The sequence below is a fragment of the Kitasatospora sp. NPDC059577 genome, from assembly GCF_042735475.1.
GTDB lineage: Bacteria > Actinomycetota > Actinomycetes > Streptomycetales > Streptomycetaceae > Kitasatospora.
This window is the reverse complement of sequence record NZ_JBHWBZ010000035.1, coordinates 71,959-83,987: the sequence shown is the minus strand read 5'-3', so window position 1 is coordinate 83,987 and position 12,029 is coordinate 71,959. Positions and strand designations below refer to the sequence as shown.

The 12,029-nt window shown below is 71.2% G+C and carries 2 protein-coding genes; both read left to right on the top strand.

Annotated elements, in window-relative coordinates; genetic code table 11:
- Positions 1-9,896 (top strand): amino acid adenylation domain-containing protein (locus tag ACFV0O_RS25125; protein ID WP_380345481.1); only part of this gene is annotated, 9,896 nt, incomplete at its 5' end.
- A gap of 381 nt (positions 9,897-10,277) precedes the next feature.
- Positions 10,278-11,939: an APC family permease gene (locus ACFV0O_RS25120; protein ID WP_380345479.1), complete on the top strand. Its 1,662-nt coding sequence runs from the start codon at positions 10,278-10,280 to the stop codon at positions 11,937-11,939.
- Positions 11,940-12,029 lie beyond the last annotated feature (90 nt).

Genomic DNA, 12,029 nt, shown 5'->3' with positions numbered 1-12,029 from the left:
GCGCCCACCTCACCCACACCCACCACCAACTCCCCCCCACCCACCCCTACCGCGACTTCGTCGCCCACACCCTCAACCACACCACCAACAGCCGCCAGTACTTCACCGAACACCTCGCCGGCCTGACCCAACCCACCACCCCCTACAACCTCACCACCACCGACCCGACCACCACCCGCGAAACCCACCACCCCCTGGACCCCGCCCTCACCCACCGGATCCACACCACCTCCCGCCACCACGGCACCACCCCCGCCGCCCTCTTCCACCTCGCCTACGCCCACACCCTCAGCCACCTCACGGGCCACCCCGACACCGTGTTCGGCACGATCCTCCTCGGCCGTCACACCACCGGCTCCCCCCGCAACACCCTCGGCCTCCACATCAACACCCTCCCGATCCGCATCGACACCCGCAACCAGGACGCCCTCACCGCCCTCCACACCACACACCGCCACCTCGCCGACCACCTCGAACACGAGCACACCCCCCTCGCGGTCGCCCAGCAGGCCGGCCCCCTCCCGCCGAACACCCCGCTCTTCACCACCGTCCTCAACTACCGCCACACGCCGATCGACGAGGCGAACATCGAGGACGAACTCGACGGCATCGAGCTGGTCTTCACTCAGGAGCGCACCACCTATCCGCTCGGAGTCTCGATCGACGACTTCGGCAGCGGGTTCGCGTTCACCGTCCAGTGCGACGCCTCCATCGACCCCGAACTCATCCGCGGCCTGCTGCTCACGGCCACCGAGAACATCGTCACCGCCCTCGAGACCGACCCCCACACCCCCCTCGCCGACATCCCCGTCCTCACCCCCGAACTCCGCCACACCCTCCTCACCACCTGGAACGACACCACCACCCCCACCCCCCACACCACACTCACCCACCTCCTCACCGAACAGGCCACCCGCACCCCCGACCACACCGCCCTCGTCTTCGAAGACCAGCAGCTCACCTACACCCAACTCCACACCCACGCCAACCAGTTGGCCCACCACCTCATCCACCACGGCGTCACGCCCGGGTCACTCGTCGCCCTCCGCCTCGACCGTTCCACCGAACTCGTCGTCGCCCTCCTCGCCGTCCTCAAGGCCGGCGCCGCCTACCTCCCCATCGACCCCTCCCACCCCGACGACCGCGTCACCACCATGCTCGACGACGCCCAGCCCGCCCTCCTCCTCACCACCAGCACAACCGCCGTATCCACCACGCAAGTTCGGACCATCCACCTCGACCTCACCGACCTCACCGACCAGCCGAACACCGAACCCCCACTGACCGTCCACCCCGACCACGCCGCCTACGTCATCTACACCTCCGGCTCGACCGGCCGCCCCAAGGGCGTCACCATCCCCCACCGCGCCATCGTGAACTTCGCCCTCGGGCAGATCGCCAAGTTCGGGATCGGCCCCGACTCCCGGGTGCCGCAGTTCGCGTCGCCCAGCTTCGACGGGGCGGCCTGGGAGATCTACACCGCCCTGCTCTCCGGCGCCTGCCTGGTCGCGGCGCCGAAGGAGCGACTGCTGTCCGCCAAGGAGCTGGCCGAGATCCTGTCCGAGCACGGGGTGACGCACGCGGTGCTGCCACCGGCCGCGCTGGCCGAACTTCCGGAGGGCGCACTGCCGGACGGCATGACCCTGGTGACGGCCGGCGAATCCTGCCCGCCGCACCTGGTGGAACGCTGGTCGGTCGGCCGCACGATGATCAACGGCTACGGCCCGACCGAGAACACCGTCGGTTCGGTGATGAGCGACGCCCTCTCCGGTGCCGTCGCAGCCCCGATCGGGCGGCCGCTGCCCAACACCCGGGTGTACGTGCTGAACGCGCGACTGGAACCGGTCCCACCGGGCGTGGACGGCGAACTCTACCTGGCAGGCGCCCAGTTGGCCCGCGGCTACCTCAACCGTCCCGGCCTCACCGCCGAACGCTTCACCGCCTGCCCGTTCGGCGAACCCGGCCGCCGCATGTACCGCACCGGCGACCTCGCCCACTGGACGGAGGACGGCCGACTCGTCTTCGCCGGCCGTGCCGACGAACAGGTCAAGCTCCGCGGCTTCCGGATCGAACTCGGCGAGATCCAGGCCGCCCTGGCCACCCACCCGGCCGTCGCCCAGGCCGCCGTCATCGCCCGCGAGGACACCCCCGGCGACAAGCGCCTCGTCGCCTACCTCGTCCCCACCGCCACCGACCACCGCGATGACGACGAACTCGCCGCCCGGGTCCGCGCACACGCCGCCGAGCGGCTGCCCGACTACATGGTTCCGTCAGCGGTCGTGGTCCTCGACGCGCTGCCCGTCACCGTCAACGGCAAACTCGACCAACGCGCCCTGCCCGCCCCCACCCACACCACGAACCGCACCGACCGCACCCCCACCACCCCACACGAAGAAGTGCTCTGCGCCGTCTTCGCCCAGGTCCTCGACCTCCCCCACGTCACCCCCACCGACAGCTTCTTCGACCTCGGCGGACACTCCCTCCTCGCCACCCGCCTCGTCAGCCGCATCCGCACCACCCTCGGCATCGAACTCGGGATCCGCACCCTCTTCGAGCGGCCCACGCCCGCCGGACTGGCACGTCACCTGGACAGCGGCCGAGCCGCACGCCCGGCGATCACCGTCACCGAGCGGCCCGAGCGACTGCCCCTCTCCTTCGCCCAGCAACGCCTCTGGTTCCTCGGTCAGTTGACCGGTCCCAGCGCCACCTACAACATCCCCATCGCCCTCCGCCTCACCGGCACCCTCGACCGGAACGCCCTCCAGGCCGCCCTGATCGACCTGATCACCCGGCACGAATCCCTGCGCACCGTCTTCCCCACCGGGAACGGCGACCCCCGCCAGCGGGTGCTCACACCTCAGGAACTCACCTTCGAGCTGCTCGTCACCGAACTCGACACACCCGACGACCTCCCGCACGCCATCACCCACACCACCACCCGCCCCTTCGACCTCACCACCGAACTCCCCCTCCGCGCCCACCTCATCACCCTCGCACCCGACGACCACGTCCTCACCGTCACCATCCACCACATCGCCGCCGACGGCTGGTCCCTCGCACCCCTCGGCCGCGACCTCACCACCGCCTACACCGCACGCCTCACCGGCCACGCCCCCGACTGGTCACCCCTGCCGGTCCAGTACGCCGACTACACCCTCTGGCAACGCGAGCTGCTGGGATCCGATAACGACTCCGAAGCCCTGCTGGCACGGCAGTTGAGCTACTGGCAGGAAGCGCTGGCCGACCTGCCGGAGGACCTGCCCCTGCCCTACGACCACCCCCGCCCCGCCATCGCCACCCAGCACGGCGCGCTCGTCGACCTCACCGTCCCCGCCGACCTCCACGCCGCCCTCACCCACACCGCCCGCGCCAACGGTGCCACCCTCTTCATGGTCCTCCAGACCGCCCTCGCCACCCTCCTCTCCCACCTCGGCGCCGGACACGACATCCCGATCGGCACACCCATCGCCGGACGCACCGACGACAACCTCGACAACCTCGTCGGCCTCTTCGTCAACACCCTCGTCCTCCGCACCGACCTCACCGGCAACCCCACCTTCACCCAGGCACTCGCCCGCGTCCGCGACACCGGCCTCACCGCCTACGCCCACCAGGACATCCCCTTCGAACGCCTCGTCGAAGAACTCGCCCCCACCCGCTCCATGGCCCGACACCCCCTCTTCCAGGTCATGCTCGCCCTCCAGAACAACGCCACCGCCACCCTCGACCTCCCCGGCCTCACCACCACCTCCCTGCCCACCGGCGCCCCCGCCGCCAAGTTCGACCTCCAACTCGACATCAGCGAACACCACGACCCCACCGGAAACCCCGCCGGCCTCGCCACCCGCATCACCTACGCCACCGACCTCTTCGACCAGAAGTCGATCGAACTCCTCGGCCGTCACTGGGTTCACCTCCTCGCCACCTTCGCCGCCGACCCCACCGCCCCGGTCCACTCCGTCGACCTGCTCACCCCCGACGACCGCCGTCACCTCCTGACCGCCTGGAACGACACCTCCACCGACGACCCCACCCAGCCGCTCACCGCCCTCTTCGCGGCGCAGGCGGCCCGCACCCCCGACGCCACCGCCCTCGTCCACGCCGACCGGCAGCTCAGCTACGCCGACCTCGACGCCCGCAGCAACCGCCTCGCCCATCGCCTGATCGCCGCCGGCATCGGGCCGGAGAGCCGGGTGGTACTGCTCGGCGAGCGGTCCCTGGACCTGGTCGTCGCGATCCTGGGCGTGCTCAAGGCCGGCGGCAGCTACATCCCGCTCGACACCCGGTACCCAGCGGCGCGGATCCAGCAGATCCTCCGGGAGAGCTCGGCCCGGGTGGTGCTGTCCGACGGCCTTCTCGGCCGGGACATCGAACTTCCCGACGGTGCCGTCCTGTTGAGCACGGACCCGGAGGCGGTGGCGGCGTTCCCCGACACCGCGCCGGCCGTCCCGGTCCACCCGGACCAGGTGGCCTACGCGATGTACACCTCCGGCTCGACCGGCATCCCGAAGGGCGTCATGGCGACGCACCGCAACGTCGCGGCCCTCGCCGCCGACCGGATGTTCCACCCGGCCGCGCACCGCCGGGTCCTCCTGCACTCGCCGCTCGCCTTCGACGGCTCCACCTACGAACTGTGGGTGCCGCTGCTGTCCGGCGGCACGGTGGTGCTCGCGCCCGTCGGCGAGACGGACCCGGCGGTGTTCCGGTCCGTACTCACCGAGCAGCGGGTGACCGGCGCGTTCTTCACCACCGCCCTGTTCAACCTGCTGGCCGAGGACGAGCCGGAGGCCTTGGCGGGCCTGGGCGAACTGCTGACCGGCGGCGAGGCGGCCTCACCGGCCGCGATGGCGGCGGTACTGGCGGCTTGCCCGGACACCGTGGTGTCGCACGTCTACGGGCCGACGGAGGCCACCACCTACGCCACCGGACACCGGCTCCCCGCCGCACCGCTGCCACGGGCGATCCCGCCGATCGGCCGCCCACTGGACAACACGCGGGTCTTCGTCCTGGACGCCGCGCTGCGTCCGGTGCCGCCGCGCGTGGCCGGTGAGCTGTACATCGCCGGCACCGGCCTGGCCCGGGGCTACCTCGGCCGCCCCGCCCTGACCGCCGAACGCTTCGTCGCCTGCCCCTTCGGCGCGCCCGGCGACCGCATGTACCGCACCGGCGACATCGTCCGCTGGACCACCGACGGAGAACTGGAGTTCGTCGGCCGCACCGACGACCAGGTCAAGATCCGCGGCTTCCGCATCGAACCCGGCGAGATCCAGGCCGTCCTCGCCGCCCACCCCGCCGTCGCCCAGGCCGCCGTCCTCGTCCGCGAGGACACCCCCGGCGACAAGCGCCTCGTCGCCTACCTCGTCCCCACCCCCGACACCGACGAAGCCGGCCACGGCGGCGACGAACTCGCCGCCCAGGTAAGGCAGTACGCCGCCGAGCGACTGCCCGAGTACCTCGTGCCCTCGGCGACACTGGTCCTGGCGGCCCTCCCCCTGACCGTCAACGGCAAGCTCGACCGCCGGGCCCTGCCGGTCCCCACCTACTCCACCGGCGCCGGCCGCGCACCCGCCACCCTGCGCGAAGAACTGCTCTGCACCGTCTTCGCCGAAGTCCTCGGCCTGCCCTCGGTCGGCGTCGAGGACAGCTTCTTCGACCTCGGCGGACACTCCCTCCTCGCCACCCGCCTCACCAGCCGCATCCGCACCACCCTCGGCACCGAACTCCCCCTCCGCACCCTCTTCGAAGCCCCCACCCCCGCCACCCTCGCCCAACGAATCGACACCACCACCACCGGAACACGCCCACCGATCACCCCCACCGAACGACCCCGACCCCTCCCCCTCTCCTTCGCCCAACAACGCCTCTGGTTCCTCGGCGAACTGACCGGCCCCAGCGCCGCCTACAACATCCCCACCGCCCTCCGCCTCACCGGCACCCTCGACCACGACGCCCTCCAGGAAGCACTCCGCGACCTGATCACCCGCCACGAAGCACTGCGCACCCTCCTCCCGTCCGTCGACGGCCGACCCCACCAACGCATCCTTGCCCAGGACGAGTTCACCTTCCGGCTCACCGTCACCGAGACCACCGAGCCGGAGCTGGCCACGGCGCTGGAGCGCATCACCGGCCACACCTTCGACCTCGCGACCGAACTCCCCCTCAAGGCCGAGCTGTTCACCCTCGCACCGCAGGACCACGTCCTCGCGCTGACGGTCCACCACACGGCGGGGGACGGCTGGTCCTTCGGCCCGCTCGCCCGGGACCTCACCGCCGCCTACACCGCACGCCTCACCGGCCACGCCCCCGACTGGTCACCCCTGCCGGTCCAGTACGCCGACTACACCCTCTGGCAACGCGACCTCCTCGGCGACCACCACCACCCCGACAGTCTCCTCACCCACCAACTCGCCTACTGGCGAACGGCGCTGGACGGCTCCCCCGCCGAACTCGCCCTGCCCTTCGACCACCCCCGCCCCGCCATCGCCACCCAGCACGGCGCGCTCGTCGATCTCACCGTCCCCGCCGACCTCCACGCCGCCCTCACCCACACCGCCCGCGCCAACGGTGCCACCCTCTTCATGGTCCTCCAGACCGCCCTCGCCACCCTCCTCTCCCACCTCGGCGCCGGGCAGGACATCCCGATCGGCACACCCATCGCCGGACGCACCGACGACAACCTCGACGACCTCGTCGGCCTCTTCGTCAACACCCTCGTCCTCCGCACCGACCTCACCGGCAACCCCACCTTCACCCAGGCACTCGCCCGCGTCCGCGACACCGGCCTCACCGCCTACGCCCACCAGGACATCCCCTTCGAACGCCTCGTCGAAGAACTCGCCCCCACCCGCTCCATGGCCCGACACCCCCTCTTCCAGGTCATGCTCGCCCTCCAGAACAACGCCACCGCCACCCTCGACCTCCCCGGCCTCACCACCACCTCCCTGCCCACCGGCGCCCCCGCCGCCAAGTTCGACCTCCAACTCGACATCAGCGAACACCACGACCCCACCGGAAACCCCGCCGGTCTCGCCACCCGCATCACCTACGCCACCGACCTCTTCGACCAGAAGTCGATCGAACTCCTCGGCGAACGCTGGATCCGGGTGCTGACCGCCCTCACCACCGACCCCGAGGCCCCGATCAGCACCGTCGACGTTCTCGCCACCGAGGAACGCCACCGGATCCTCACCACCTGGAACGACACCGCCCAGCCGACGACCCCGACCACCCTGCCGCAGCTCTTCCAGACCCAGGCAGCCCACCACCCACAGGCCGAAGCCGTGATCTTCGGCGCACAGCGCCTCAGCTACGGCGAGTTGAACGCCCGAGCCAACCGGCTGGCCCGTCTGCTGGTCGACCTCGGCGTCGGACCGGAGTCGCTGGTCGCGGTCTGTCTGGAACGCTCCGCCGACCTGGTGGTCGCCCTGCTCGCCGTCCTCAAGGCCGGCGGCGCCTACCTGCCCATCGACCCCGACTACCCCGCCGACCGCATCGCCTACGTGGTCGGCGAGGCGGCTCCCGCCGTGGTGCTGGCGTCCACGGCGACGGCCGGGGCCGTACCGGGCAGCGGCGTGCCGGTGGTCCTGCTGGACGAGCCGGCGACCGGGCAGCGGCTGGCCGCTCTGGCGGACGGCGACCTGTCGGACGCCGACCGCCGGGCACCGCTGCTGCCCTCCCACCCGGCGTACGTGATCTACACCTCGGGCTCCACCGGCCGCCCCAAGGGCGTGGTGGTCCCGCAGCAGAACGTGGCCTTCCTGGTGGCCGGCACCGCCCGCTGGTTCGACTTCGGCCCGGACGACGTCTGGACCTGGTTCCACTCCTACGCCTTCGACTTCTCCGTCTGGGAGCTGTGGGGCGCGCTGTTGCACGGCGGCCGGCTGGTCGTCGTCCCGTTCGAGACCTCCCGCTCGCCGCAGGACTTCCTGGACCTCCTGATCCGCGAGCAGGTCACCGTCCTCAACCAAACCCCTTCCGCCTTCTACCAGTTGACCCAGGTCACGGCGGAGGACACCGAGGACGCAGCCCGGACGGCCACCATCGAGGGCGACGCCGAGCCGCACCGGCCCCCGCTGCGTACCCTGGTGCTCGGCGGCGAGGCCCTGGACGTGAGCCGCCTGGACGGCTGGTTCCGCCGGCTGGGCGAGCGGGCGCCCGCCACGGTCAACATGTACGGCCCCACCGAGGCCACCGTCTGGGTCACCGGCAAGCCCGTCAACTCCCGTGGCAGTGCGGCGAGCCCGTCGACGACCCGGGCCTCCGGGGCGTCCGGCGAGGCCACCTCGTCGATCGGCCGCCCGCTGGGCAACTCCCGGGTCTACGTGCTCGACGCCGCACTGCGCCCGGTGCCGCCGGGCGTGGCCGGCGAGCTGTACCTGGCGGGCGCCAACCTGGCCCGCGGCTACCTCGGCCGCCCCGGTCTGACCGCCGAACGCTTCGTGGCCTGCCCCTACGGCGAACCCGGCCGCCGCATGTACCGCACCGGCGACATCGTCCGCTGGACCGCCGACGGAGAACTGGAGTTCGTCGGCCGCACCGACGACCAGGTCAAGATCCGCGGCTTCCGCATCGAACTCGGGGAGATCGAGACCACGGTCGCCTCCCACCCCCGGGTCTCCCAGGCGGCCGTCCTGGTCCGCGAGGACATCCCGGGCGACCGGCGCCTGGTCGCCTACACGGTCCCGGCGGACGACGGCACCGATCTGCCCGTTGAGCTCCGGCAGTTCCTCGCCGACCGGCTGCCGGACTACATGGTGCCCTCTGCGGTGCTGCTCCTGGACGCCCTGCCCCTCACCGTCAACGGCAAGCTCGACCGCCGCGCCCTGCCGTCACCGGCGTACGGCGCGACGACGGCCGGCCGCGCCCCGAGCACGGTGCAGGAGGAGATCCTCTGCGGCATCTTCGCCGAGGTGCTGGAGCTGCCGAGGGTGGGGGTGGACGACGGTTTCTTCGAGCTCGGCGGGCACTCGCTGACGGCCGCACGCCTGGTCAGCCGGATCCGCGCGGTCCTCGGTGTCGAGGTGGGGATCCAGACGCTGTTCACCGCGCCGACCGTGGCCGGGCTGGCCGAGCGGCTCGGCCTGCCGGACACCCGCGAGGCCCTGGGCGTGCTGCTGCCGCTGCGCACGACCGGCAGCCGGGAGCCGTTCTTCTGCGTCCACCCGGTCGGCGGCCCGAGCTGGTGCTACTCGCCGCTGGCCAGGTACCTTCCGGCGGACTACCCGCTCTACGGCCTCCAGGCCGCCGGACTGGACGGGCCGGACGGCCGGGACGGCTCGGACGGCCACGGCACGACCGGCCACGGCTCGGACGGCCCGGACCTCCACACCGAACTGCCGGGATCCATAACGGAGATGGCCGCGCAGTACGTCGAACGGATGCGCAGCGTCCAGCCCGCCGGCCCCTACCACCTGCTGGGCTGGTCCTTCGGCGGTGTGGTCGCCCAGGAGATCGCCGCCCAACTGCGTGATCAGGGTGAGCAGGTGGCCGCCCTGGTGCTGCTGGACGCCCACCTGCCGACCCGCCCGGCCGGGGCCCCCGAGGACGCCGGGCGGGCGGAGCCGGAGGGCTTCGAGGAACTCATCGACCAGAGCACGCTGTCGATCGAGCTGACGGCCGAGGAACTCGCCACCGCCTCCCGGGTGATCGCGAACAACTTCCGTCTGCTGCGGGCGCACCGCCCGCGCCGCTTCGACGGTGACGCGCTGCTGGTCTCGGCCCGGGACGACCGCGGGCGCGACGTCCCGCACCGGGACGTCTGGACGCCGCACATCACCGGCGAACTCACCGATCACCCGTTGGACTGCCGCCACGAGGACATGGCCCAGCCCGATGCCCTGCGCCGGGTCTGGGAGCTCACCGCGGCCTGGCTGGCCGACCGGGAGGCGACCGGCTGACCCACCCCGCACGCACACCGCAGCCGCGGTGACCGGACCGGCCCAGCCGGCCCGCTCACCGCGGCTGTGTCATGCCGTCGGCGCACCCCGGGCGACCCCGGGTGCATCACTATGCAGTGATTGCCATTTTCATGAATCACCGGGGATGTCAATATTGCACACCCCCGGCGCGAAGCTCAATCACTGCTCAAATCCTGGGCTTACCCACAGGTAACGTAACAGACGACTGAACAGAATGCCTCCTACCAGGGCGGATATCCGGCAAAGAAAGTAAACATTCAGTAATGAAATCTGTGCAGAGGTCTATGAATAGCCCTACTGTGTGGCAACTCTCCGCGCTCCGAGCGCATCCCGGAGCCCCCACACACAGAGAGATCGCCAATGGCTTCCCTCAACCAGATCTCGCCGCCCGGCCAGAGCACCGGTTCCGACTCCGGAACCACCCACCGGTCGCTCAAGCGCCAGATCGGTCTCATCGGCCTCATGTGGGCCTCCGTCGGATCGATCATCGGGTCCGGCTGGCTCTACGGAGCGAAGAACGGCGTGGTCGCCGCCGGCCCTGCGGCCGTCATCTCCTGGGGCATCGGCGCGGTCGCCATCGTGCTCCTCGCCCTGGTGCACGCCGAACTCGGCGGCCTGTTCCCCGTCGCCGGCGGTACCGCGCGCTACCCGCACTACGCCTTCGGCGGCCTCGCCGGCATGAGCTTCGGCTGGTTCTCCTGGCTGCAGGCGGCCACCGTCGCGCCGATCGAGGTCGAGGCGATGATCGGCTACGGCAAGGACCTCCCAGGGGCCTCCGGACTGCTGAACGCCGACAACACCCTCACCACCACCGGGTTCATCGTCGCCACCCTGCTGATGGCCGTGTTCGTCGCGGTGAACTTCCTCGGTGTGAAGGCCCTGGCCCGGACCAACACGGTCACCACCTGGCTGAAGATCTTCGTCCCGCTGTTCACGATCTTCGTCCTGGCGATCACGAGCTTCCACAGCTCCAACTTCACCTCGCACGGCTTCGCGCCGTTCGGCGCCAAGGGCGTGCTGGCCGCGATCAGCTCCAGCGGCATCATCTTCGCGCTGCTCGGCTTCGAGCAGGCGATCCAGATCGCCGGTGAGAGCCGCAACCCCAAGCGCGACATCCCCCGCGCCGTGCTCGGCTCGGTCGCCATCGGCACCCTGATCTACACCCTGCTGCAGGTGGTCTTCATCGGCGCCCTGCCGGTCAGCGCCTTCGCCAACGGCTGGGACAAGCTCGACTTCCCCGGCATCGACGGCCCCTTCGCCGGTCTGGCGACCCTGGTCGGCCTCGGCTGGCTGGCCTGGATCCTGAAGGTCGACGCGATCATCTCCCCCGGTGGCACCGGCCTGATCTACACCACCTCCACCTCGCGCATCTCCTACGGCCTGAGCAAGAACGGGTACGCCCCGCAGAAGTTCGAGCAGCTGGACAAGAACGGCGTGCCGTGGTTCGGCCTGATCCTGTCCTTCGTCACCGGTGTGATCTGCTTCCTGCCCTTCCCGAGCTGGCAGGAACTGGTCGGCTTCATCACCTCCGCCAGCGTGCTGATGTACGCCGGCGCCCCGCTGGCCTTCGGCGCGCTGCGCCGCCGTCTGCCCAACCGTGAGCGCTCCTACCGGCTGCCGCTGGGCGGCGTGATCTCGCCCGCCGCGTTCGTGGTCGCGAGCCTGATCATCTACTGGTCCGGCTGGCACATCCTGTCCCGCCTGGGCCTCGCGATCGTCCTCGGCTACGTGCTGCTCGGCAGCTACGCGGCGTACGCGATCAAGAAGGGCCTGCCGAACGCGCCGCGCCTGAACTGGAAGGCCGCCCAGTGGCTGCCGGTCTACCTGCTGGGCCTGGGCCTGATCTCCTGGCAGGGCGGCTTCGGTGACGGCACCGGCCGGATCCCGCTCTGGTACGACATGGGCATCGTCGCGGTGTTCGCCCTCGGCATCTACTACTGGGCGATCCGGGTCGCCCTGCCGGCCGAGGAGATCGAGCGCGAGGTCGCCGACGTCGAGGTGGTCGACGCGGGCGGTCACTGATCCCCGCACCTGACCCGAAGGGGCCCCCCGGCGGCCCAACCCCGCGCGCCCAGCCGCGCGGCCCGCGCCCCCCCCCCCCCCCCCCCCGAC